The sequence below is a fragment of the Paenibacillus sp. Dod16 genome (genome assembly GCF_049893405.1).
Taxonomy (GTDB): Bacteria; Bacillota; Bacilli; order Paenibacillales; family Paenibacillaceae; genus Paenibacillus_AQ.
Genome location: NZ_JBNDYG010000054.1, coordinates 36,330 through 61,183, shown reverse-complemented (window position 1 = coordinate 61,183; position 24,854 = coordinate 36,330). Strand labels below are relative to the sequence as shown.

21 protein-coding genes and 4 pseudogenes are annotated in these 24,854 nt (G+C 49.8%); 3 read left to right on the top strand and 22 right to left on the bottom strand.

Annotation, left to right across the window (positions count from 1 at the left end):
- Window positions 1-82: 82 nt before the first annotated feature.
- The 13 genes and pseudogenes from ACPV3A_RS31305 to ACPV3A_RS31245 all read right to left on the bottom strand — a co-directional run bounded on the left by ACPV3A_RS31305 (window position 83) and on the right by ACPV3A_RS31245 (window position 11,047).
- Window positions 83-859, bottom strand: coding sequence for an AAC(3) family N-acetyltransferase (locus ACPV3A_RS31305; RefSeq protein WP_426203590.1), 777 nt, complete (start codon window positions 857-859; stop codon window positions 83-85).
- 50 nt (window positions 860-909) lie between these two features.
- On the bottom strand, window positions 910-2,211 hold the full coding sequence (locus tag ACPV3A_RS31300) for a glycosyltransferase family 2 protein (RefSeq protein WP_220687099.1): 1,302 nt from the start codon (window positions 2,209-2,211) through the stop codon (window positions 910-912).
- Window positions 2,204-2,347, bottom strand: a complete 144-nt coding sequence (locus tag ACPV3A_RS31295; protein WP_220687098.1) for a hypothetical protein — start codon at window positions 2,345-2,347, stop codon at window positions 2,204-2,206. Before ACPV3A_RS31295 ends, ACPV3A_RS31300 begins: the two co-directional genes overlap by 8 nt.
- Window positions 2,348-2,390: 43 nt before the next feature.
- Window positions 2,391-3,266, bottom strand: coding sequence for a GGDEF domain-containing protein (locus tag ACPV3A_RS31290; RefSeq protein ID WP_426203587.1), 876 nt, complete (start codon window positions 3,264-3,266; stop codon window positions 2,391-2,393).
- Complete coding sequence (locus tag ACPV3A_RS31285) at window positions 3,256-4,353, bottom strand: glycosyl hydrolase (protein WP_426203607.1); 1,098 nt, start codon at window positions 4,351-4,353, stop codon at window positions 3,256-3,258. Before ACPV3A_RS31285 ends, ACPV3A_RS31290 begins: the two co-directional genes overlap by 11 nt.
- A 219-nt stretch (window positions 4,354-4,572) precedes the next feature.
- Window positions 4,573-5,478 (bottom strand): methyl-accepting chemotaxis protein, encoded by a 906-nt coding sequence (locus ACPV3A_RS31280; RefSeq protein WP_426203584.1) that lies wholly within the window; start codon window positions 5,476-5,478, stop codon window positions 4,573-4,575.
- Window positions 5,479-5,800: 322 nt separating this feature from the next.
- Window positions 5,801-7,297 carry a serine hydrolase domain-containing protein gene (locus ACPV3A_RS31275; protein WP_426203582.1) on the bottom strand — a complete coding sequence of 499 codons (1,497 nt, stop codon included), beginning with the start codon at window positions 7,295-7,297 and terminating at the stop codon, window positions 5,801-5,803.
- Between the two features lie 51 nt (window positions 7,298-7,348).
- On the bottom strand, window positions 7,349-8,455 hold the full coding sequence (locus tag ACPV3A_RS31270; protein WP_426203580.1) for a HAMP domain-containing sensor histidine kinase: 1,107 nt from the start codon (window positions 8,453-8,455) through the stop codon (window positions 7,349-7,351).
- Window positions 8,443-9,114, bottom strand: coding sequence for a response regulator transcription factor (locus ACPV3A_RS31265; protein WP_194540214.1), 672 nt, complete (start codon window positions 9,112-9,114; stop codon window positions 8,443-8,445). Before ACPV3A_RS31265 ends, ACPV3A_RS31270 begins: the two co-directional genes overlap by 13 nt.
- 140 nt (window positions 9,115-9,254) lie before the next feature.
- The gene (locus ACPV3A_RS31260) at window positions 9,255-9,707 is read right to left on the bottom strand and encodes an SRPBCC domain-containing protein (protein ID WP_426203577.1); all 453 of its coding nucleotides are present in this window, start codon (window positions 9,705-9,707) and stop codon (window positions 9,255-9,257) included.
- 19 nt (window positions 9,708-9,726) lie between these two features.
- Window positions 9,727-9,816, bottom strand: a pseudogene (locus tag ACPV3A_RS31255) (polyketide cyclase); the annotation flags it as partial.
- A 27-nt stretch (window positions 9,817-9,843) separates the two neighbouring features.
- A pseudogene (locus ACPV3A_RS31250) lies at window positions 9,844-9,939 on the bottom strand (MerR family DNA-binding transcriptional regulator); the annotation flags it as partial.
- Between the two features lie 187 nt (window positions 9,940-10,126).
- Entirely contained in the window at window positions 10,127-11,047 is a 921-nt protein-coding gene (locus tag ACPV3A_RS31245) for an alpha/beta hydrolase family protein (protein ID WP_426203575.1), read from the bottom strand.
- Window positions 11,048-11,206: 159 nt separating this feature from the next.
- Here ACPV3A_RS31245 and ACPV3A_RS31240 point away from each other — a divergent pair, with 159 nt between their 5' ends.
- The 3 genes from ACPV3A_RS31240 (at window position 11,207) to ACPV3A_RS31230 (ending at window position 13,814) form a co-directional block, all read left to right on the top strand.
- Complete coding sequence (locus ACPV3A_RS31240; protein ID WP_426203574.1) at window positions 11,207-11,677, top strand: MarR family winged helix-turn-helix transcriptional regulator; 471 nt, start codon at window positions 11,207-11,209, stop codon at window positions 11,675-11,677.
- 262 nt (window positions 11,678-11,939) lie between these two features.
- Window positions 11,940-12,758: a helix-turn-helix transcriptional regulator gene (locus ACPV3A_RS31235; RefSeq protein WP_339220700.1), complete on the top strand. Its 819-nt coding sequence runs from the start codon at window positions 11,940-11,942 to the stop codon at window positions 12,756-12,758.
- 102 nt (window positions 12,759-12,860) lie between these two features.
- Entirely contained in the window at window positions 12,861-13,814 is a 954-nt protein-coding gene (locus tag ACPV3A_RS31230) for an aldo/keto reductase (protein ID WP_426203605.1), read from the top strand.
- Window positions 13,815-13,878: 64 nt separating this feature from the next.
- Here the strand turns inward: ACPV3A_RS31230 and ACPV3A_RS31225 are convergent, their stop codons facing one another.
- The 9 genes and pseudogenes from ACPV3A_RS31225 to ACPV3A_RS31185 all read right to left on the bottom strand — a co-directional run.
- The gene (locus ACPV3A_RS31225) at window positions 13,879-14,025 is read right to left on the bottom strand and encodes a hypothetical protein (RefSeq protein WP_426203571.1); all 147 of its coding nucleotides are present in this window, start codon (window positions 14,023-14,025) and stop codon (window positions 13,879-13,881) included.
- 147 nt (window positions 14,026-14,172) lie between these two features.
- Entirely contained in the window at window positions 14,173-14,952 is a 780-nt protein-coding gene (gene srtB, locus ACPV3A_RS31220) for a class B sortase (protein ID WP_426203569.1), read from the bottom strand.
- 22 nt (window positions 14,953-14,974) lie between these two features.
- Window positions 14,975-21,427 carry a DUF7601 domain-containing protein gene (locus ACPV3A_RS31215; protein ID WP_426203567.1) on the bottom strand — a complete coding sequence of 2,151 codons (6,453 nt, stop codon included), beginning with the start codon at window positions 21,425-21,427 and terminating at the stop codon, window positions 14,975-14,977.
- Between the two features lie 315 nt (window positions 21,428-21,742).
- A complete protein-coding gene (locus ACPV3A_RS31210) occupies window positions 21,743-22,009 on the bottom strand; it encodes a DUF1697 domain-containing protein (protein WP_426203603.1) in 267 nt (88 codons plus the stop codon).
- A 52-nt stretch (window positions 22,010-22,061) separates the two neighbouring features.
- Window positions 22,062-22,379: pseudogene (locus tag ACPV3A_RS31205) on the bottom strand (RidA family protein); the annotation flags it as partial.
- A gap of 129 nt (window positions 22,380-22,508) precedes the next feature.
- Window positions 22,509-23,249, bottom strand: a complete 741-nt coding sequence (locus tag ACPV3A_RS31200) for a helix-turn-helix transcriptional regulator (RefSeq protein ID WP_426203565.1) — start codon at window positions 23,247-23,249, stop codon at window positions 22,509-22,511.
- Window positions 23,250-23,330: 81 nt separating this feature from the next.
- Window positions 23,331-23,492: a helix-turn-helix transcriptional regulator gene (locus ACPV3A_RS31195; RefSeq protein WP_426203563.1), complete on the bottom strand. Its 162-nt coding sequence runs from the start codon at window positions 23,490-23,492 to the stop codon at window positions 23,331-23,333.
- 363 nt (window positions 23,493-23,855) lie between these two features.
- The gene (locus ACPV3A_RS31190) at window positions 23,856-24,668 is read right to left on the bottom strand and encodes a hypothetical protein (RefSeq protein WP_426203561.1); all 813 of its coding nucleotides are present in this window, start codon (window positions 24,666-24,668) and stop codon (window positions 23,856-23,858) included.
- A 102-nt stretch (window positions 24,669-24,770) separates the two neighbouring features.
- Window positions 24,771-24,842 (bottom strand): annotated as a pseudogene (locus tag ACPV3A_RS31185) (GLUG motif-containing protein); the annotation flags it as partial.
- Window positions 24,843-24,854 lie beyond the last annotated feature (12 nt).

Sequence of the window (24,854 nt, the reverse complement as noted above, 5' to 3'; positions counted from 1 at the left end):
CTCCAAATTGGTTGAAGAAGTCTTCTTGTCCTTCTATGAACAATTTGAGGAAAAGCAGATTGATCTCGATATCAAATCTAATCTAAACCTTATTCATTGTATGGTCCAAGGGATGATTATCCGAGAACAAATCCGGATTGTCCTTAAGCATTTCCGTAATGACATCCGCCACCGCGGCCGCATCGCATACCCGGACAACGGCATCGCCAAGATGTCCCTTATGCATCGCGCCCCGACTCTCCAGAACCTCATCGACCTTCCAGAAATGCTCCGACCACGATAACCCGCAATGCCTGCGGGAAGGCACGGGGATTTCCGTCCCATCCGGTAACACCGTATACAGCTTCTCATGGTCATCCGTTAACCTGACTGGAATGTCCACCCACTCTTCGACTCCATGAATAAAAGTGTTGCGCTTTAAATCGACCCCTACTAGCAATATGGTCGCCCTTCGGTCGAGCAGCTTCCCCCAGGCAGAACCTCTAGCGCATGGCGTATCGAAACGATGATCGTCGTTTGTGAACGCTTTGGCATCCTGACCTAATGCCGCCACGGAATGAGTAGGGTGCAGCGAACGCACCACACCAGGCCGTTTGCGGAAAAGCTCGGGTAAGATCCCGACACAAGAAGGTGACTGATCCACGTAAAATTTCGGATTATCCGCATTGATGTAAGACCATGTATGAGTAGGTAACACCAGCAGCCCATCCTTCATATAGGCTGTCAACGCATCCAGAACCGTGTCCGCGCCACCCTCGACCGGCCCTATACTCTTCATCGAAGAGTGGACCAACAGCGTCCCTTTGCTGTCAATGCCCAGCTGTTCTAATTGCTTTTTTAAGCTCTCCATCGTGTGCATGTTCTTCCCCTCCTCCGGCCCATTATACCAAAGCTGGCCTCACAATTCCCTTATCCAAACCGCTGCGTTTTGTACCACTTGGCTTTTCTCCCTGTTACTTTGTCTACGACAAACGAATAGAGCGCGCGCAGGGAAATGAGCAGAAATAGCTGAGCATACGTGAAATACGATAGGCAGGACAGAATGAAATTCTGGGTTGTGCTTTGCCCGACATCGGTTGCCAGCGCCAGATTAATCTGCAGCACAAATAGGTAATACATCAATCCCCAAGCCACCATCAGGTAGACGTATACATCATCGGCAAACTGGAACGGTGACACCACATCCGGATTGAACAGCGCAATCACCCAGTAGGCCAAGTTGACAACGATGATGATATCCGACACGATAATGGATAATAAAAACCAGAAATAACTCGCCGCGTAGTACAGCACTTGCAGCTTGATCCGCCAGCTTGACCGATTAAACAAATGATGGATGTTCTCGATCACGACCGAAAAATTCCCCTTGGCCCATCGTTCCCGCTGCTTCAAATACACGCTGAGCTGCTCCGGCTCCTGCTGATAAGCTTCCGCCTGAGGAGCCAGGGCGATCAGTTGTCCCCTTGTCATAATCTCGAACGAGATGGCCGTATCCTCTGTAATGGCCTCCGTATCCCAGCCGCCGATCTCGCGCATCAGCTCCGTTTTCACAATAAAATTCGTTCCCGGAATCGTCCCCAGCTTAAACAGCTCCCACAATCCGGTATGATAGATTCGCTGCGCGGTCACAAGCTCGAGATTAATGCATTTGGAGAGGAAATTCTGCCCGCGGTTTCTGGCCTTGTTCCGTCCAAATACCGCTCCGTAGGTTTCAGGGTCTTCCATTGCTTTTTCGATTAAGAAGTACAAGGCGTTCCGCTCCGGTGCCGCATCCGCGTCAAAGATACAAATCCACTCGTTCTTCGCATACTCCAGCGCATCATTAAGCGCTCCGGACTTGCCGCCCGTTCCTGTACGTTCAAAGATCATAAAGTCCCGATCTCGATACGCTTCCTTGCTTCTCAAAGCCTTCAATTTACCGGCAGTATCATCACTGCAGTTATCGGCAATGACAATGAGCTGCACCTTATCCTTCGGGTAATTAAGCCGCAAAATATTTTCCGCCGTTGCCGCGATCACCAATTCTTCATTGTGCGCAGGCACCATGACGGTTACCTTAGGGAAATGCTCCATCTCATCCACATCAGGAATGGTCCACTCCCTACGGCTCTGCCTGAAAATAAACCGGACCGCTCCCCCCATAATCAGGATCGACTCCAACACGGCAGCCCAAATGCTAACAATACAAAACATTAATAATAAGTCAGCCACGAATCTTCCTCCGGTCGTATTTTCGATGTACGCGAACTCGAAGGGCCATCGTTGCAATGAACAGCCCCAGTACCGCAAGGGTAAACATCAGGCTGATGATTTTGCAAAGCGGAATAAACCATTCGCTGTAAGACATTTCTTCCTCCTCCTGCCGCTTAACTAAATATATTGGCCATGATTTATATATACTCTCCGATCAAATCGGTCTCCGTATTGCGTTCGAGTGCGGCAATGACAGCATCCGCATCTTCATGTTTACTGAACTGCTCCTTAGCAAACACCAGCGCTCCCGTACGGATTACCAGCTTCAGCTCCCCGCCTTTCCGGTCCTGGAACGGCATGTCCATCAGCGCGTGCTTGATCCGGTCCGTCAATGCCTTTAGATACTCCTGGTTCGTCATGGGGAGCAGCACGACAAATCGCCCCTCATCAAGGCCAAACTTGTAATCCTCGTAACGAATATGATTCCGTATCCCTTCCGATAAGGAAGCGAGCAGCTGAGCGTAGCCTTGGGAACCGAGGGATTCCCGCACCATCGGCAGAAATTCGATTTTAAACATGGCCAGGCAGAAGTTATACGTATCCGAATAACGATTGGCCAAGTTGGACTGCTTGATCAGCGTTTCTTTAAAGGCTCCCTTATTGCCCAGCGAGGTTGCCAAGTCCACTTCCGGGTTCCTTCGCTGCAGCTCCTCAAGCCGCTCCATCAGCCGTTTATTGCGAATCAGCCCGGATTTGATAAATGTGGCCGCGGCCACGTTGGCCGGCAGCAGCCATAGCCAGGAGATGGACAGCACATCGACCTCGGCATACGTCGTAAGCCATACAAAATAAGCAACGATATAAACAAAAATACTAACGACAGAGACCCCGGGAGGAACCAAGAAACCGAGCAGCAGAGCCGCAAGGCATCCGACACTGAATCCCAGTTCAAGCAGCGTAAAAGACGAGTCTCTAAAGACATTAATATAGAGCAACAGCTCCTGCAGGAGCGCTAAACCAATCAGCAGTACGTATCCCCAGACCATGCGCTGGATCAATTTTTTATTTTCCATGTCCACCTCGTTGAAAAGCATATTCGCCTAATAAAGGAAGCAAGTTATCAAAAATATGCGTATTTTTTCCGAATACATATCCTCCGGGATAACGTGCGTCCTTTCCCTTGAAGGTTTGCATCCGTTTGTACAGTTTTGCTGCAAATGGCCTGTCTCCCCTTTGAAGCGCAAAGTTGATCGCAAGGCCATACACCGACGGAGACTCGTAATTTACCGCAGCCTTTCGGTCGGCCCGTGTATACTGTCCCGCCAATTTCCCCGCCTGCTCGAACTCCTTCTTCAGAAATTGGTGCAGCGGCGCTTGGTCCCTTCCCGTTTCCCCGGCATACATCGCAATCAGCAGCTGATCGATTAAATTCACCTTAGCTTCATAGGTATACTCCCTGGTCACTACATTAAAGGACTTGGGATAGAACACACCGTCATCCGGCATGTTCCGAAGCAGGGAATGATATCGAATGTACGTTTCCTGATCCAGGATGCCTTCGTTCTGGAGCCCTTTGAGTGCCGGAAGATCCACATAGGGCAGACTCAGCGTATCGGGCATTTCCTGCCTGGAGAAATCGTAGAAATCCACCAGATACCCGTTATTTTGGGATCTGCTTAACAAGGTTTCCGTAAGCTCCCTGGCCGTCTCCTTCCATTCGGAATGGCCCTCCCATATCCGAGCACCTTCCAGTAGAGCCCCGATAATCCGTAAATCGTCGCCAAGCGCGTTCGTGCTGACTTGGGCCTTACCTTCGGGATTGAGTTTCCACACAATATAATGGCGATTCGCGATAAAATAGCGGGTTAATATGTCATAACTCTTCTCAAACTCGGCAAGATCGCGGCTTTCCAGCGCTGCCTGCATCCAAAACCCAATAGATTCGGAGAGCGCCTCTCGCCCTGCTGCCAATTCAGGATTAACCGACTGGGCTTCCTGTAAATAGGTAGCCAGCGTGCCATTCGGGTTGGTCATGTTCATCGTAATAAAACGTTTCGTTGAAATATCCCCTTTGGCCTGGATCAAATACCCCCCGATTCCCATGGCGGCGCTTAACAATATAGCAAGCCCTATCCATAAGACTTTGTGTCCACTTCGCATGTTCAAACCGCATAACCTCCATTCACTCAGGAGTAAACCCATATGCCAAAAAGAGCATCTGCACCTAGGGTTCTAACCCCCTCGCGAATTGTATCATTCCATTCTGTACAAAAACTGTACAGGTTAGGAACTTGTAAGAAAGCACTAAAAAGACCGAGCCTCTGAACCCGGTCTTTCTACCAATTTGAGATATATAGATCACCGTCATTGGAATGTATGTTAGATGTTTTCAGTAACACTTCGTGCTTGATCGTCCAGCTTTTGAGCAAGGGCAACAATGCTGTCGAAGTCTTCCATAGTCACGCGTATCTGTTGCTGCCCTTCCACGATAGATGACTGGATACGGCTAATACCGTTTGAAATCTCGGATATTTCCTTGGTAATGCCACTAATGGTGCCCTGCACTCGGATGATGGACTCCGATACCTCGCTCGACAGCTTGCGTACCTCTGTTGCTACAACCTCAAATCCTCTGCCATGCGGACCCGCATGGGCTGCCTCGATGGCTGCATTTAGGGAGAGCAAGTTAGTTTGAGATGCAATATCACGGATGGTATGCACAATTCCCTGTATTGATCTGGCCTGCTCCTGCAGGCCCTTAAGTGTAAGCGTATTATCCTCCGAAACCTCAGCAATCCGGTCTACACTAAGCAGAAGCTCCCGGCTCCTGCTGATGCCGACTTCTGCCGGCTGGCTTAATATTTGGGAGGTCGTCTCCAATTCCTTAACCACTGAGGTGAGGCTGAATTGGCGTTCCGTAATATCTGTTGCGATTTTGGAGACACCGATGACCTCGGACTCCTGCTCGTCATATACCGGGATGTAGGTAGCCTCCAGCCATACCGTTTCACCGCGGGCATTTTTCCGTTCAACCTTATCCTGAAAGCTTTGCCCGGACCGTAGTGCTTCCCAGAACTGCTCGTAGTCCGGTGAATTAGTAAAGGAGTCAAAGCAAAAGTTTCGATGCTGCATTTTCTGTATTGCCTCAACCGAATATCCCATGGTCTTGGCGAATACCTCGTTTACATAAGCCACCTTTCGATCCGTGTCAAAACGGATCATAGCCAGATTCCGTTCCATCGCTCTGACAACTAACTCGTCCGTTACCGTTTGTTTTATCATCATTAAAGTTTCGACCTCCACCATGAAATAAAGCGGGCGCATTCGTGTAATTTAATATACTTCTTTGCTGCTCAAATCCTTGAATGAATCCTTAGTAACGGGCACTCACCGACTCGCCCTAATACATCAATTTAACAACTTTATCTATACAAAAAATATACACGCTGATAGCGGACAAATTTGCTAAGAGGAAAATAAGAAAGGAGCATGCCTCGGCAGCTCCTTTCCAAACATCTGTCTCCTAGTTACGCCGGATCGTTTGTCCCGATCTAGCTACTTTTCACCTGAATTTGGGGAATCAGATTGGGTAGTTGCTTACGTAGGGTTATCTTGAAGGGTTTTCTGGATAAGGTGAGATTGTTATTCCCTTCATCTTCCTCGCCTGGTAATATAACCTGAAACGGCATACCATAACCGTTACATTCACAAGCGATAATACAACCAGCCATATGATCAGCGATGACATGGCAGTCCATAGTCCATACCAAGGCAATACTCGCCCGGCGCCAATAAATGTAGCTAACGGCGACAGAAACAGAAGAATCAAGATAGGCAGCAGTCCTCCGGCTAATGAAACAATCCATTTCCCGGTTGTCATGGCCTTTTTGCTTCGATGGATCCGATAGAGCCTATATATCCCCCAAGCAATCGTCGCAAGCACCAGCAGAATCATAACCGCCTCCATGTTTTTGCTGTTGACAATCGTCGATTCGGTCTTTTCTCCCTTCATAATCTTTGCGATTCCGTCGACAAACGCCGAATAATCGACAAAGGCGTTTAAACCGGAGTCAAACATCAACGCAATGCCCAGCCGCTGATCCAAAAAGATCGTCTCTTCCGCCTTATACGTCCATAAAATTCCGCTATGGGAAATCGTCCGGCCCCCTTGCTCATCCTCTTCCGCAAGCCACCCCATTCCATACGGGCCGTTCTGTCCGGCCGTATGGTACTGCTCCATCAGCTCTGGCGTAAGAAGCCTGCCATTATATTGGGCGAGCATCCACTTGGCCATATCTTCGGCTGTCGAAATCATACCGGCGGGCCCGTCAACGAACCAAGAAGGTTCAGACTGGCTTACAGGATGGCCGAGCAATATATAATGTCCCCGCGGAATGGCGGAGTTCTCATTGATCTGCCGCGTGTTGTTTACATTAAGGGTATCTCTCATCCCCAGAGGCTCAAAGATATGATCCTCCAAGTAATCGGAGAAGTTCTGTCCGCTCATTGTTTCGACCAACAAAGCCAAGTATTGATAATTCGGATTGTGGTAGCTATAGGCTGCTCCAGGATCATTGGCTAGCTGAACCGTGTTCAACGACTCGTTAACCTGTCGGAGCGATTGATATGGGGACGAACGGGTCATGTCGGGATTCACCTTGTCATTCAGACCGCTTGTCTGGTTGAGCAAATCCCGAACGGTAATATCCCGAATGCGCTCGTCCTTAGGTGCAAGGTCGGGGAAATAAGATGCGTACGGCGCATCAAGCTCGATTAGTCCATTGTCCACCAGTTGAAGGACAGCCAGTGCTGTAAAAGATTTGCTTAACGAAGCAATAGGAAAGGGGGTGCGGTCGTTTATATCACGGCCCTCTGGCATAGCGCCGTATCCTTGCGTATAGAACACCTCTTCGTTATGAACGATGGCAAGGGCCGCACCCTGAATATGATTGGCGCTCATCGTTTTTTTGACGTACTGATCGATTTCCTGCTGGACTTCGGCTTTGCTTCGGACTTCAACGGCGGAAGCGGGTCTGGCCAGGATGCCCATCATTAGCAGGAAACAACTTAAGACTAGCCACATTTTCTTCTCTACGGTTCTCATACTAGCACTCCTTAATTCATGTTAAGGAAAATGCTAATCGATCTTTTTCAACTATTTATCAACTCCGTACAAAAAACTTGCCGTTACGTTCCCACCGCCATGGAGGCCGTTGGCTACCAGCAGGCTACCCTCATGCTTTTCGCAAAGAACTTTGCAAATGTAAAGCCCCAGTCCGTGATGTTCATTGGCATCCCATACCTCTCCGCGATAAAAAGGAAGTACGGCCTTGCGGAGCGCCACTTCGGAAAAACCTGCACCGTCATCCGTGACGGTTATAGAAAAGAAGCCCTTGCCGACGTTATAATGAACGCTTACGTGACTTGAGGCATAACGCGCTGCATTTACGATCAAATTCTCAAAAACCTGCATCGCCAAATGGACATCGACCGTTATTTCGTTCGCTTCCGCGGCAATGGATGAACCGAAAGTCTTACCATTCCGTCCGGTAATTTGGCCCGCGCTGTCATTCAGCAAGGAGATGAGTTCATCCGTTTCAATCATACGGCTCTGCACCGGCATATCCTCCAGCTTCTGAATAGAATTCATCGCCTCCGTGTAGCTTTCAAGACGGACGATATGCGCCTGCATCGTTTGTATCGTGTCCAAGAGTTTCTCCTCGGATATTTTGCGCTCCGGCAAGTAAGCGATCAGAAATTCGGAGTACCCTTTCAGAACGGAAAGGGGCGTTCTCAGATCGTGAGCAAAAATAGCGTTAAGTTGTTTCCGTTCCTCAACCGATCGCCAGAGCGTTTGGTGGTTCTTCTCCAACTGACCGCGCATGTTCTCAAATACACGGCATAATTCCCCCATCTCATCCCGGCTGTCGTAAGAAATATGAAACCCCAAATCGTTCGCCGAAATTTTCTCTGATGCCAGCATCAAGATTTCAAGCGGTTTTTTCAGTTTCCACCGATAAAACAAGCTGCCCATCAGGACGATGCCGACGGCAACCGTTAACAGGACAACCGCAACGAGGGAAGGCAGCAACCAATCGTTCACGGAAGAATAGCCGGCAAACCGCAACCGTATACTTTCCGCCCATCTAAACTCCAATGTGATGACGACTAGAACGGCGATGAGCGTAAGGCAGCATAATAGGATGAACGATTGCAGCAAGGTTAACCGCTTCAGGCTCAGCCAGTTTATCATTTTCGCCATTTGTAACCCACTCCCCATACAGTTTCAATCCTGTCGCCGCAGCCATGCTCTTTTAATTTGATACGTATTCGCCTGATATGCTCCGCTATTACGGCGCTGTCGCCTTCGCCGTCCAGTCCCCACACTTTTTCAAAAATGCGCTCTTTGTCAAACACCATTCCGGGATGCATGGACAATAGCTCTATAATATCGAACTCTTTTTTGGCCAAGGGAATTTGTACATCGTGGATGTAAAGCGCGCGAGCCGAATAATCTATGACCAAATCTTCGCTAAACCTTACGGACGTTTTCGTTTGGCTTCGCATCTCCCTGCGCAAATGTGCCTCTACCCTCGCACCCAACTCATGAAGACTGAACGGTTTGGCTATATAGTCGTCCCCTCCGGCCTGAAATCCCGATATTTTATCCGCATCCTCGCCGCGGGCGGTTAGAAACAGGATCGGACAGGACACAAAATGCCGGATTTTCCTGCATAATTCCAGACCGTCAAGCTCCGGCATATTGATATCCAGCAGCACAAGATCCGGTTGATCTTCAATTTGCCGAAGCGCTTCATTACTGTTCTTCGCAGTCATCACGAAATAACTGTTTATTTCAAAGTAATCCGTGAGCAGTTTGCGCAGATCGGCTTCATCATCTACGATCAGTATCTTTTTCATCTTGCCCTCTCTGCCTCCCATATCAACTTCTCTAGATCCAGCATAACAAAAATCGCCGTCCGATTCCCGGCAGGGATCGTGAACGGCGACAATTTTAGAGTCACTACTTAAGTAGCAGTCTTTTTGGGTAAATGCAGAGATCACTTTACAAAGCTATCGACCAATTCCGCCAGCACCATGCCAAGCCGGTCAAGCTGCTGTTCATTAGCTTCTATGCAGATCGGCTTCGCTTTTTCAAACTCCTCTTTTTTCTTGAAAAGTTGCCGGAAGGTGACCCTGGTCCGGCCATCGAAGTCCTCGAAGGTAGCCGTTACCCGAAATTCGTGAACGTTCAGATGATCAATCACGACCCGCTCCGTCGGCACGAACTCAACAAAGACATTATGGTTAGGATAATCCACGCCATCCGGTCCGTGCATGGTGAACTTCCACGTACCTCCCGTCCTCATATCGCACTCGTGAAACGTATTCTTGAAGCCTTTCGGTCCCCACCACTTGGCTAATAAATCTGGGGTTGTCCATGCCCGAAACACAAGCTCCTGTGGGACATCGTACTCGCGCGAAGCCATAAGTTCATTTTCACCTATTGTCATGTTCTTACCTCCTCTTCTACTACTTGCCCAGTGTGTCCAACATGATGTTTGTACCGTGCTCTCGTATTTCCGGCGTATTATGTTCGTCAGAGAATGCACCTTGGCCTGTGGCCGGATTCCGTTTGTCCCGACGGAGTGAACCCCCGATTTGATCATAAAACCGCAAAGTTCGTACGGTAAGCCCCGTCAGCTTGGCAAGGCGCCCGACCTTCCAATGTCGCTTCTGAACCATCCCCACTCTTTGGCGCTAGCTATGTACCGGTAGCTCTATTGTAAAACGTTACGTTACGTAAGGTTCAAGTGAAATCGGGGCGCTCTGCCAGAATTTTTTTGCGCTCTCATTTTGAACACAAGCTATTGGTCCAAGCTTATGACAGCGACATGAAACGCTACTACAAGCTCGTGCGATCGTCATTCCCTTATTTGGACTCGATGCGCCCCAGCGGGATATCACTCTCTTCTAGAGCCGCGCGAGCGGCTGGCCAGCTGGAGTCGTCGAGGTCGAGCTCATTTCGAAGATAGGCCAACGTGATCTGCTGGATCAAGGCGACTCGTTCGGGGCTCTCGTCCGTCGTCTCCGCAGCGCTGTAACCGGGGATCCCGCCAAGCGAGTGCTCGGCTCCGAAGAGGGTGAGCAGGCTCTTGCTGCCCGGGCTCAGGAAGTACGGGTCGGTGAACCAGTCCGGTCCCCGAGTGGACAGTTGGGACTGGTCATGATCTCCCGCTACCACGAGGGTCGGCGTGCTCATCTCGGCGAAGCTTGGGTTCATGAAGGGGAAGTGCTCTGCCGCGAACGGGCTCAAGTCAGCACCACCCTTGCCAGTCGTGGCAAGCAGCACGCCCGCCTTGATTCGTGAGTCGGACATATCCTCTCCCGGCTCGCCGTGGGTATCGAGAACTCGCGCGCCGAGCAGCATGCTCACTGTCTGGCCCCCCCAGGAGTGTCCGGCTGCCGCAATACGGCTTCGATCGAGGCGTCCACTGAGACCGGGAACGGAAGCTTCAAGTTGATCAAGCTGGTCGAGGATGCGCTTCATGTCCTCGACTCGGAAACGCCAGATCCGTGGCGTACGGGGATCTTCAGGAGGAAGGTTCAGCGTCCTCGAATCGAGATGGGTAGGTTGAATGACCACGAAACCGTGAGCAGCCCAGTAGTCGGCCAACGGGCCGTAGCCATCCAACGACCAGCCAAAGCCGTGCGAGAAAACGATAATAGGCAATTCACTCCCAGTCGCGGGCGCAGACACTCGCACTTGCAGATCCTCGCCACGGTCCGGCGCTGATAGGACTAGCGGCTTCACCGAAACGACTGGAGTAGGCACACTAACTTTAATTTTCATAATAAATGTTCCTTTCTTGAAAAAAGATTAGCCAAACCGTTACGGGGAGAAAGCGGTCAAGCTGGTTCCTGAAATAAACCGGCAGTTTCAGTTGACATGTCAACCTTCGTCAACTGTAGCATATTGTAGTTGACGCGTCAACCATGCTATGATGTTCCTATGAACAAGAACGAGCTAAACCAAGAGGAACTGCGAATATGGCATATGTGGAAGGGCTCCTTTCAGAGCATCTTCGGTCGCGTAATAAAAGAGATGTGCGAGCAGACAGGACTGTCAGAGGGTGATTATGGGGTGTTGGATCGGTTAGTCCTTTTGGGGAACGGCAACCTTCGCCAACAGGAATTAGCCGACTCGATGGACTGGGACAAGAGTCGACTGTCACACCATTTGACGCGGATGGAAAAACGCGGACTTGTGATGAGGAAGCCGTTAGACACGGATCGCGGTGTTCAAGTCATCATCACTTCTATTGGAGAAGCGGCATTGGATGATGCCCGTCCCATAGTTTCCAAGGCAATACGCAAATATTTCCTTGATCATTTAACCGATCAAGACATTGAGTCGATTACCAGGCTTGCGGAGAGTACCAAAACGGGGTCTTCCGCGTCTGGTAAACCACCTACGCCGTGACCCCGTTTTTTGATGCCATTCCTTACAGTGGATAAGTCAATCGTACTCAATAAACAGAACTCTCCAGACTCGGGGGGTTCTTTCCTTTTTTATTCACAAACTTCGCCTTGGCGACAGTTAATCCATTATTCTCCATTATTTTTGCCGCACCTTCATCAACCACATCAGGAGTCTATATATAGTAAAATAATATCGTAATTCTAAAGCGATTATTTGTTATCAAATGAAGCTCAATACCAAACATTCAGGTGGTGATTGATCTATGACTGTTACTAACAGCAAAGCAAAGGCAATGGGAGCGTTTCTCAAATCACGCAGAGAACGACTTTCGCCGAAGGATGCGGGCCTGGAATTCGCCAACGGGCAACGGAAGACGCCCGGACTGCGGCGCGAGGAAGTCTCCTTACTAGCAGGCGTGAGCGTCACCTACTATACGTGGCTGGAGCAAGGGCGGGATTTAACCCCGTCCAAAGATGTGATCGACAGCATCGCCCAAGCACTCCGATTATCTCCAGCCGAGAAGAGTCATTTATACCAGCTCTGGAACCCGCATGCATTCGAGACGCCTTTTGCGGGCCCAGCCGTCGTAGATCCGCATATGCAGAAGATTATAGATCAATTGACGTACCCTTCTCACATCACCAATGAGAGAAGCGAAGTGCTCGCTTGGAACAAGGCAGCTCAGGAGACGTTCACCGACTTTGCTTCCATTCCTGTCCAAGAACGTTATTTCATGCGTTTGTTGTTCGAAGATACGGAAATGCGCAATCGCATCGTGAATATAGAAGAATTCTCGAGTTATTCGGTGGGCGTGTTCCGAACTTATTACGATAAACACCGGGATGACCCTTGGTTTGAGACGGCAGTAGAGCAGCTTACTCAGAACAGCCCTGAATTCGATCGAATGTGGGGACAATACGATGTTCAACTCAAAAAGGTCAACCGGATTGTTTTGCAGCCCCCCGGTATCCATCAACCTATTGCTTATGATATCCATTCGTTGGTGAATTTGTCTGACCGCCCGGATATCCACATCTGCATTTACACCCCGGCTACAGAGGATCCGGGTGCTGACCGTTAATATTTTTACTAGTAAAAACGTTGTGTGGTTGCCTTGGTAAGGATCGATTAGAATGGGCTCATATTCGAATAATCCTAACGTCAGAAATGAGGGGTACCTATGCTGCAGCAAAGAAAACTAGGAGAAGAAGGTCTTGAAGTGTCGGCCATCAGCCTTGGAACCATGATGATGCCTGACAACGACGAATCCGTGCGTACGATTCAGGGAGCATTGGATATGGGCGTGACGATGTTTGATACAGCCGACCTTTATGGGACGGAATACATGCTCGGGCGGTTCGGGGGAAATGAGAAGCTTGTCGGACGTGCGCTTAAAGCTCGGCGCGATGAGGCCGTTATCGCCACCAAATTCGGGATCACGCACGGTCAAGGTCCGAAAGGGGATCCCGCCTACATCAAGAAATCCGTTGATGCCAGCCTTTATAGCCTGGGACTGGATTACATTGATCTCTATTACCAGCATCGCCCCGACCCCAATACCCCTATTGAGGAAACAGTCGGCACGATGTCTGACCTCGTAAAGCAAGGGAAGATTCGATACATCGGATTGTCGGAAGCGCCAGTCGATATTATTCGACGGGCTCATGCGGTACATCCCTTAACCGCAGTCGAAACCGAATTTTCCCTATGGAGTAGGGAGGTAGAGGACGAAGTTCTCCCGGTTCTTAGGGAGCTGCGTATCGGTCTAGTCCCTTACAGCCCGCTTGGCCGCGGCTTTCTGACCGGCCAAATCAAGAAATTTGAGGATTTGCCGGAAGACGACTATCGGCGCTATTACCCGCGATTCCAAGGCGAGAACTTCGCCAAGAACGTTGAAGTCGTCTCCCTGATCGAGAAAATGGCCTCTCAAAAAGGCTGCACCCCCGCCCAATTGAGTCTAGCCTGGCTCTTGGCACAAGACGAGCAAATCGTGCCTATTCCGGGAACGAAACGGTTGGACCGCGTGCAAGAGAATCTTGGAGCGCTGCAAGTGACGCTGTCAACTGACGATCTGGCGGAGATTGAACGTATATCCCCCAAAGACGTGGCTGCAGGTAGCCGATTCGGCGCCTTCTGACAAGCATCCGCCCTTTCTGCGACCTTCTAAGGCAAGATTTAAGGCCATCCTATACGGGATGGCCTTAAATCTTGCGTGACTCCGTGAGCAAAACGCCGGCAGCTCTGCCAGATCCAACTACCGACGTCCACCAGAACACGCAAGCAACGAGCTCCTCACCTTCGCAAGGAAGTGCGAGTCCGAACACCGCCGTTTGAAAAGAACCTGCCATAGATGCGGTTCAGCTTAACGGGTCCATCGCCGAAAAAAAAGAGTACCTAAACGGATGCCCCAAACTGGATCAAATAAAGCCTAAAAAAATCGCGTCCTCCAAAGGAGAACGCGATATAGAACAGCTTCACTCTGTATTTCAACATCGTCATGAACGCTTTCGGGCGACCACCGCTAACCGGCCGTTTTCGGTCGAGTACTCGCAGGTGGACAGTACAATAAGTTTATCGCCATACCGGGCTGTTACGCCTGTGTCATAAAGAGCGAGTTTTTTGATGTTCTGAACATACGAATCGAACTCGGCCGGCGTACTTACATTCTCAATCTGGTAGTATTTAAAAACATCGTCCGATTTGCGATAAACTTTTGACAGAATAACGGCTACAATCTCATACTCTTCCTTTTCGTAAAGCGTACTGAACTGGAACGTTGCATGCTCTCTATAAAAGCTTTCGTTCTTGTACTTCATTAAATCTTTAAACATCCAGCCGCTTTTCATGTGATGCCCATGAATCAGCACAATGTCCGAACCGTTGGTCCGGCTATGCGCGTCCAAAAAAGGGAGGCCGCCTTTGTTTTCCTTTTTATCGAAATCATGATTGAGATAGTACTCCGCATCCTGTGGATTCTGCATGACCGGGTACTCAATTCGGGTGCCGTCCATCTTCAGCCAGCCGACGATGTCCGAGTTCCTCTCGTAAAGCTCTCGAAATTCGGGAAGCATGACCGGCTCATTCGCCTTTTTGAACAAAACGGAGGGGGATGCAGCCCCTCCGCCTTTGTTCGATCCTTCCTCCCAAGCTGTTGCCAGCTCTTCGATTTTCTGTTTCTCAGCATAATCCCGCAGGGAAATTCTCGCAATATTGACGAGAGAAAATACCAACACAAGGAAGGAAACGGCGATAAGAATTTTTTTGATATTGCTCATTTTCTTCTTACCGCCTTTCCGATCATTGGATGTGCTTTTTCTTCTTGTTACCGAGTAGACAGAACCCGATCGTCATCAAGGACATCAGCGCCAAAGCCATATAGAAGATTGGCGATACGCTGTTGTCTCCGGTTTCCGGAGCATCGTCCAGTTCGTTATTTCCATTGCCCGCACCCTTATCGGCTAAGTCGCTGACATCAGGCACGTTGTCGATGTTGTTATTCTCATTGTTGACGTTGCCAGGCTCGGAACCAGGTTGATCAGGAACAGGGCCTGGGTTCTCCGGCTCTGTTGCTGGGCTGACAGGAGCTGGGTTCTCCGGCTCTGGAGTAGGGTTAACAGGGCCTGGATTCTCCGGCTCTGGAGCTGGGCTGACAGGACCTGGGTTCTCCGGCTCTGGTGCTGGGTTAACAGGGCCTGGATTCTCCGGCACTGGAGCTGGGTTGACAGGGCCTGGGTTCTCCGGCTCTGGAGTAGGGTTAACAGGGCCTGGATTCTCCGGTTCTGGAGTTGGATTAACAGGGCCTGGTCCGCCGCCGGTGTTGATCGGCTTCATCGGAACGTCGTATTTCACAATGTCGAAATCGACAGAAATCGTATCACTTCTGTGCGTCTCGTATCCGTCCTTCGTGACGATCAGATAATAATCCGCTTCAGGAAACACCATGTACGCGTAGAAGCCATTTGCGTCGCTATCTTGCTCTGGGCTCTTGTTGTCGTGCGGCGCAAAATTCGGAACCGGAGGAAGCGTTACCTTCGTATCCGGAGTACGGCCTTTATCTCTGTTCCGCTGCGTATCCGCATAATACAATGTCACCGTGGCTCCTTCAATTTTCTTGCCAGTGATGGCATCTCCTGTCGTTTCATCATAAACCGTACCGTAAGGGTCGACCAATTCCTCGGAGATATTCAGCTCTCCGTTAGCCTTCACGTCCAGCTGCGTCACTTTGAGGAGCAGTTCCTCGCCCGTCTCGGCTTTATAGCGAACTTCCATGGTGTACTTCTGCTCGCTTAGCCCTTCCACGGAGAAAGTGCCATTGGAAGCCATTGGGAACGCCTTAGGACGACCGTTCTCCTGAATATAATTACCGTCCTTGTCTTTCAAATAAATATGCATCTGGCTGGTAAACGAATTGTTGAATAGTGCTGTTGTTCCATCCAGCTGCTTGAACAGAACAATCCCTACCGCCGTAATGTCCGCCGGAACGGTCTCGTCCGTCACGCTGCCGTCCACATTTGCTTTTTGCGTGAATTCGATAGGCACATCTTTTCCGCCTACCGTGTACACCTTCGTATACGTGATCGTATAGTCGGTATCCGCCTCGGCAGGGACGGAATATTCACCCTTCTCATTCGTCTGAATCTTCTGCTGTTCATTGGTCTTCTTGTTCGTCACGATGATTTCCGCGTTCGGAATGACTTCTCCTGTGTTGTTGTCACGCAGCACGCCTTCCAGATACGGGCGGGTATTGACAAAGTGCGCTTCAGCCACCTTTTTCTCCGGAATGGTACCTGTGCGAACGAGACTTTCAGGATCCGTCACATAGCCGTCTTTCGTATAATCATCCTGGGTCACCTCATACTTGAGATACGTCGGAAGTCCTTCAATAACGAGCGTCTGGCCATCTGTAAGCTCGAAGGTGTCTCCGCTCGTGATCGTTCCCTGGCTGCCGTCCGACTTCTCATAGGAGTAGGATTTGTTATCTCCCTTGCCTGTGAAGGTGACCGTATACTTGAACAGCTTTTTCTTATCGTCGTCTTTACCTTTAACCGTGTTGCTGATTAGCAGGCCGCCCTTTATAACTCGCACGTTCGTGAAATGGGCGTTTTCGTCTGTGCCTTCCATGACTCCAGTATAGTACCGTTCCTCAGGGGTGGTCACGTATTCGTCCGTTGTGTAGTCCTTCTGAGTCACCGTGTATTTCAGATCCTTAGGCAGACCCACAATTTCCAGTGTCTCTCCATCCGTAAGTGTGAAGGATTGGCCAGACTTGATCGTGCCCGTGCTGCCGTCCGATTTCTCGTAAGCGTAGCTTCCATCCTTGCCTGTATCCTCAAAGAGGACGGTATACTCGAACGCCTTCGTCTTGTCACCGCCATTGCCCATGACCGTATTGCTGACGATCAGCTTGCTGACGGTCCGATCATTGGTGAAATCCGCTTCGCGATCGATGCGCGCCATAACTCCCTCATCAGACAGTGTAGGGGTGGTCGCGTAGCCATCGTTTTTATAATCGTCCTGGGCGATCGTATACTTCAAATTCTCTGGTAGATCCTTAATTTTAAAGGTCTCTCTATCCTTGAGCGTGAAAGTATCGCCGGATTTGATCTTGCCTGTCGTGCCGTCTGAATGCTCATAATCGTAGGCATGACCTTTTCCTGCACCGTCGAAGGTCACCGTGTATCTAAACGGCTTGTCCGGTTCTGCGCCGTCCCCCGTTACGGTATTGCTGACGGTCAGATTGCTAACGTTTCGATTGTTGACAAAATCTGCTTTGTGGTCGCCTTTATTCACGATTGAGCCAGACAGCTCTCTCTTCTCCGGTATGGTCGTATAACCATCAACGGTCGTATAATCGGCCTCAGTTACCGTATAGACCAGATCCGCAGGCAATGCGGGGAGCATCACAGTTTGCCCATTCTTGAGGGTAATCTTGTCTCCGCTCTTGATCTTGCCATACGTATTATCTGGCTTCTTATAGGTGTACTCTCCGTCCTTGCCTTCGCCGGTGAAGGTCACGGTGTATTCGAACTCTTTGTTCGGATCGCTGCCGTTGCCTTCCACCTTATTGGAAATGGTCAGCTTGCCTTGGGCCGGCGTAGGCACGACAAGCGGATTAGTGCTATCTACCAGATTTCCGTCCACCCAGATAGGGTTAAATGGCGTACTAGACACACGCACGTTATAAACTCGCTCGGTAGGCAGATAGGTCGTCTCGTCGATCCAGGTTTCCTTCAGATCGTAAAGTCCTACCTCGACGTTAAAAATTAGCTCGCCTTTGCTGTCGGTAACTCCCTTGATCGGAGCGCCCTTCTTATCAAGAGCTACCGTACCGTCCTTGTTATACAGCGTAAACTCTACGCCCTGCAGCGGCTTGCCGTCCGGATCAACCTTTTTTAGCTTCAGAATAGGCTGCCATCCGGCACCGCCGCTAATGTCTGCACTTTCTACCGTGTATTCCGCATGGCTTCCGACATCCTTGGCGGCATCGTCGCCCATCATCTGCACATTGTTGCCGGCTTTGTCGCCGACACCCAGTACAGTGCCGTCGATTTCAGTCTGGTAGACGAACAAATACAGCTTGTTCGGGTTCGCCATCTTGAAGGTCAGAGTCGTTGTCCCGTCTGTCTCCTTGTTCGCCTCCACCTTGACCTCGCTGTCTAGAGCGTACAGATCAAGAGCCTCACCATCCTTCGCCAAAGCTCCGCCAGCCGTTAGCTTGGCAGGATAGACCGCCATATCGGGAGCCCGGAGTGAGAGTCGGTCAAATTCATCATTGCGCAGTTTAAGTCCTTTGTCTAACGTATCCTGCAAGTAGGCGGTATCCTTCACGGTAAATGGCGTGGCATATTCCACGGTCCACTCCAGCACGCCAGGCGCTGCTTTTTTCACAGTTTTGTTTATGGACTTTGACGGAGGAACGATAACTTTACGCTGAATGGGCGTCTTGTTATCCCGCTCGACGTCGACTACCGTATTCTCGTCTCCCCATTTGATGCGCAGCTCTGCCTTGTTATATACCGTCTGTTCTGTCTGGCCGGCATCGGCATATTGCTTGAGGGTTGCCGCCGTTGGCCCAGCCTTCACCAAAATCACGTAGGGCTGATCCAACTTCGTAAAGCTAAACGTCCCTACGTTGCCTGCGGCAGAAAAGCTTACCAGATTTTCGGGAGCAGCAATAGGTACAGCAGCAGTAGCGTCGACCCTTAACCCATAATCGGCTCTTGCCCCTTTATAAATCTCAAATGCTTTTCCTTCGGAATATGGCTTAAACTCCCAGCCGTCGGGGAGGATGTCGACCACCTGAATATTTTGTGCGACATGCGTGCCTCCATGGAGGGCCATTTCCTCGGTATTGATTCCGTTGGCATTGACCGACAGACGGAAGGTTACCGTGTTGGTCGACCGGTCATAGGCCGCTCTTGTCCAATAATCCTTCTCATTTCCGGAGTAGATAAAACTGTTGACCTGATTTGGCGCAACATTATCTTCCACGCCGGTTGTCGGATTCACCGGTTTTGACGCAAAGAGCATCCCCTTGGATAGCATTCCGCTGTTGAAGGCGTTAGCGTTCGAGCCTGCACCCATTACATAAATTCCAGAATCGAACAGAGATACCTGATTATGGAAATTACTCCCTAAATTGTGTGCAAAGTGCTTCCAGTTCGTCAAGAAAGTATTAAAGGTATACGTATGTACCTTTTCTCCGGTTGTAAGGCCGGTGACGGCCAGAATATCGGCGATTGCCTTGCCATCTTGGGTAATGGTATAGACTTTTTCGGTTAACCCATCGGCAGAGCTAAAGGAATCTGGCTTATACCGCTGCCAGTACCTTGGATTTGCCGTACTTTTGGTTCGTATTGCTGTCAAGAGTTCCGAATCGATGGTCGGACTGACCTGAACGTTATTCCAGTCTATGTCGCTTCCATCTCCGTACACGAGCAGGTCATAAATGTTCCCGTCCGGCATCGAGTCCAGCGGCTTAACGGTCACCTTCCATCCTAAAGTACCTGATGTCAAATCACCACCGTTGGCCGTCTTGCTCAGGCTATTGGTCGCTTTGTTGACCGTTGCCTGGTCTGTTACCCCGATATCGTTGTTTTGCCCGTTCCCGTCTGTCTGATCCAGATTCCACTTGGCGGTAGCCTTGTTAGTAAAGCTAGTTTGAGTGCCGGTAATGTCGGTGACAATGACCAGCCTCACCGGGCCTTCCACTTGTCCGAAGGAATAGACATCGTCTGCGGGCTTTGTCGTAATCGTATTGATATCCGACCATACATTTGCTTCAGACTTCTGAAACGTTGCCGACTTGAAGGAAAGCCCGGGAGGGATGATATCCGTTATTGCCAAGTCTTGCAGAGGCTTCCTGTTGTATTTGCCATTATGGTTGACCGTAATGGTCCATGTGATGGTGTTATCCTTGTAGTTCTGCACGCCGTCCTTCTGAATCCAGACGGGCTTGAGCGCAACAGTCCACAGATTACTTGTTGCCAGCTCCGTATTGTCCGCTTTCAACAGTTTTACTGCACTTGTTGCCGTACCAGTTGTCACACCATTGCTTACTTGTTGTGTTGAGCTGAAGTCCCAGCTACTATCATTATATCGATATTGCTTGTAATATTTTTCCTTCGGGATCCAGGTTTCGAAGTTGATGGTTGCCGTATCGCCGATATTGTCAGGGAAGGTGTAGGTCAACTCGCTCCCATTATAGGTCGGCGCTTCTCCTATCACTACATTGTTGGCGGCATCCTTTACCTCGAAGGAACCTGTCACGTAATTGCCTACATTAGTCAAATCATTGGAAAAAATCGTTCCGTCCAGCGGCAGCTTGATGTTCACGTCGTCCATGTCAGTCGCGGTGACGATCGCTTGCCATTTAACTTTGCCGGCTTGAAAATCGGTGCTGGATATCTCAACCCTGCCTCGCTGCTGCGTATAGCTCACAAAACTGTCCGTGTTACTGTTGGAGCGTAAGCTGATGCTATACTTTGCTGTAACTTCCGGGTTTTCCAGCATGTAGCCGCTCCCGAATAAGGCGAGGGGTTTGGTCGTGCCGTAGTCCATTCCCGCCACATCGGCGTTTGCGGTTGTGTCAAAGCGGAAGTTAACGTTCGTCCCCTGGAGGAATAAGCTGTCATCGCCGTCAAAAACGACCTTAATGCTGGTCTCGGTGAAATAAGCGGTGCCCAGCTTGTAGTTTTGCCCGAACAGGGTGACGTCCAGATCTTTTGTAGCTTTCGTCAAGGTTACGCCCTGAAAATAATCCGCTTTCTTTAACTCAATGAAGTCGCCCTTCTGGATGTAAGTGTCCGAGTTCTTTTCATCCGTGTCACTATCGCTCCGCATCGGCACACGGAGACTTTCCGACGTGATTGTAAAAGTCTGCCTGCCGTTGATCTTGTCAACGTTCGGGTCGTAGCCAGGGGCTGTAGTAGACTTTATCTCACTCGAAGGAGTCCCTTGGGAAACCGTCAGCGGAAAAGGGTCATTTTTACCCATAAATAAACTCGTCTTATCCGTTGGCCCAGCCGCTAAGGCCATCGGGGCGGAAGCCGGCTCATCATACACTGCTTCCGTTACTGACGGCGGTTCCTCCGCGCTCGACGAATCGGCTTCGGTGACGGCCGCCGCCCCGGAATCGCTTGGCGCGCTATCTGCATAAGCAGTGAAAGAGAACGCCACTGTCTGCAAGACAAGCAGAATTGCCAGGCAGAAAGCCATTACAGATTTTCCTACACTATGTTGTCGTTTCAATACAAAATTCTCCTCCACTACCTAAATTTATGGCGACATCGAGATCATCCACCCTCAAGCGAATAGACATATTTCATCGCTTGATCCCAGCGGCCCTGCACATCATAAATTCTCGAGGAATTCCAGATAAACGAGTAGGTTGCCGTGGGAGTGCAGGGTATTGATCAAACTTAGTAACTTTCCTCCTTCCGTACGACATTTTTCGCCATTAATTAATGAAAAATTATATAATACGCCAACTTTCTACAGCGCACTCTACATTATACTAGAGCTACCTATACAAATTCTCGACAACCATTCGGCAAAGAAGCAAGTTTATGAATGGAAGCACTTCTGTAAATAAGCCAAAAACACGCCGAGTAAATGAAGCACCAGCACCTTGATTTGCAAACCGAAAGTATCCATAATCGCCTTTTCGAGAATTTGCGCTATATCATTCTTGGAGCGGCCGCTGGTTGAAAAAATGATATTGCCCGAATTGATATAGGTAACGACGTTTTTCATACCAGCCTGCTCGAATGATTTTTTAAGTGTTTTCATATCTACTTTGTTGTTTCCGCCGACATTGATCCCGCGAAGCAGCGCCGTTTAAACCATACAACTTAGCCCTTGTCTTCAATGACTGCGATTCCATCTATTTCAAGAAGGCAAGATGGACGCGATGCAAATTCCGAAACGAATAACACGGTGACGGATTATCTAATGAACCAGCCATCTCTTGGAGCGCTTTGTAACCAATAAGCGGGTCGCTTCCGTTAACTAAATAGATATTGAGTTTGACCAGATCGGCGAAACTCGCATTTTCAGCAGCTAAAATGGTCTTGATATTATGAAGCGCCTGTTTGGTCTGCAACTCCAAATCATCATTTCCAATCAGCTCACATTTGGAATTAATCGCATTTTGCCCGCCAATATAAATTGTTTTTGCTCTTCCTGATACGGTAATCGCTTGGCTAAATGCTTCTGATCCCTTCCGGGTTTATATGCTCCATAGTAAAAGTAGACATTGATTTGGTGCCTTCTTCACGATTTGATTTGTGTTCTATATGTTAATAATAAACAACTTCACTGACAGGTACCGTCAGTGAAGTTCAATTGTTTCCGATATCGTAATGCTGTGCGATTGCCGATGCCATCTCCTAATCCGGCGCTTCAGCGCTAACGGCTCACGAATGCGAATGGCTGCTGTGCCAAACGTTAGTAGATACCTCGGAAGATGCTTATTCATCGTCGGGACGTCGAGCAGAAACTGCGCCTCCCGGTCGGTCCGTTGCATCAAATAGTGGCGCATATGCCAATGGCCGCAGATTGCATTCAGCGTATCGGGCTCTCCTTCGATGGGAATGACCGTCGGCGGCCCGTCGGCGGCCCGTTCCCGTTCGGACTGGTCTTGGAAATAGTCCGACGCGGAGAAACGCTCCGGCTTTTCGAACCACGCTTCGATCTGCTCCAGCCTCGCGATACGATCCACGCGGAAGGTCCGCACCGCCTGCGACCGATGACAGTACGCGACGGTGTACCATTCGTTCCGATCGTAAGCGAGCCCGTAGGGATCAACTTCACGTTCATCTGCCTGCTCTGCATTCGCTTTGCGATAAACGATGCGCACCGTTCGCCCATCATTAACCGCCTGCTCCAGGTCCCGCAACAACGGAACAACGGAAGGCGAACTCTCCGGAGAAATGACATCCAAACCTCCCGTCTGGCGAGACAGATCATCGCGCTGCTCATCGTGCAGCCCGTTCTCCACCTTCTTCAACGCGCTTTCCAGTTCCTCCGTATAAGGATAGCCCGCGCCCTGCGCAAACTTATAAGTGTCCATAAGCACCTTCAGCTCAACAGATTTGAAGAATAACGGCGTCTCTTCGAAGCTTTCCAGAATACGAATGCCGCCGTCATGGCCCTATTCCGCGACGACCGGCACACCGCTTGCGCATAATGCGTCGATATACCGGTACACGGTGCGGACGCTGATCTCCAAACTGTCCGCGATCTGAGCGGCGGTAAGCTTCCTTCCGGATCGCAGCATCCAAAGCATGGACAGCATGTTATCCCATTTCGCCATCTGGATCACCTTCTTTCCTCACGAATATGAGCTTCCCCCAAAATGGATTGGCAACTTACTAAGACAGGTAAGCGCTTTTAGAGTAATTTCGCCTTACTGCCATACGGTTCAGCTTAACTCATCGGTTGCTGCAACCTCGCTGTCCATTTCATTTTATCATTTCTCTAAGTTCATTGAGGAAACCAGTTACTAAAATTGTGAAGCTGGAAAAAATCGCCTGCACACCCGACCACTATTATCACTTGCGGACATATAAAGAAAATGAGCCCGGCATAATTACCGGACTCATTTCATTAAACTGCCCAATACCTATGATATCTAACCATTTAGGGTCACTTCACAGGTGGAGCAGCCTCTATTTCATTATGTCTTCGACACGGATACGAGAAGCTCGTTATCGCTTGAAACGACCGCCCCTTCAGGGCGTCCAGGAGGGTGCGGCATCCGGTTCGCAATCCACCACTCCCCCATTCCTACTAAGACCGAAGAAGTGAACTGATACGTGACTTCCTCATCCATGCCCTGGTTGACCCCCTCCATCTCGATTTGCTTCTGAGTCAAGGTTAGCTCATAGGATGCAATCAAGCCCTCATACTCTGCCTTGATTAGTACGGTTCCTTCCGAAATCGCCGTTACTACACCGCTAGCGCTGATCTCCGCTATAGTTGGATCACTGCTTGTATAGATGACGTTTGTCTCTACCCTTTCACGGCTTCCATCGCTATATACTGCGGTAGTCACCGTATGATCACTCTCGCCAACGACCAGTGTAGACATTCCTTCGAGCTCAAGCTCAATCAGGCTAACCGGCTCTTCTTCATTACCTTCTGATACCGATTGTAATACAGGTCGTTTAGCCATATCGTCCCATCTCCAAATCCCGTTAAAGTCCCACCCTAGCCTGTCTGTATAAGTGGATGGAGTCTCTATTTCAGTTTCAGTTAGGCCTAATCCTTTAAGGGTTGTTAATGCTCCTTCAGCGACACCTTCTTTATTCACTATCATGCCGTCAAATGCATAATTATTTTCGAGCGTAGCGGTGTGCCCCGCAAGCACTCGTCCCATTACCCGGTTTGCCATCGTTGGCGCCGTAGCCGAAGGGCCCAGGGCAATGACATTTCTGACGACTGTATCATTGTATCCGTATCCAGTCACTCCGCCCGCATTGCTCGTCATCGCTCGAACGGTTCCAGACGCATACACGTTTTCTGTTAGGCTGCCCGAGTTCGTAATTCCGATTAGGCCGCCGGCCTGACTTACCTGAGCGGTTACATCCGCGGTTGAATAGCTGTTTCTTACGATACCATTGGAATAGCCTACTAGACCGCCGACTGTGCTGGAGCCTGTAATAGAGCCTGTTGA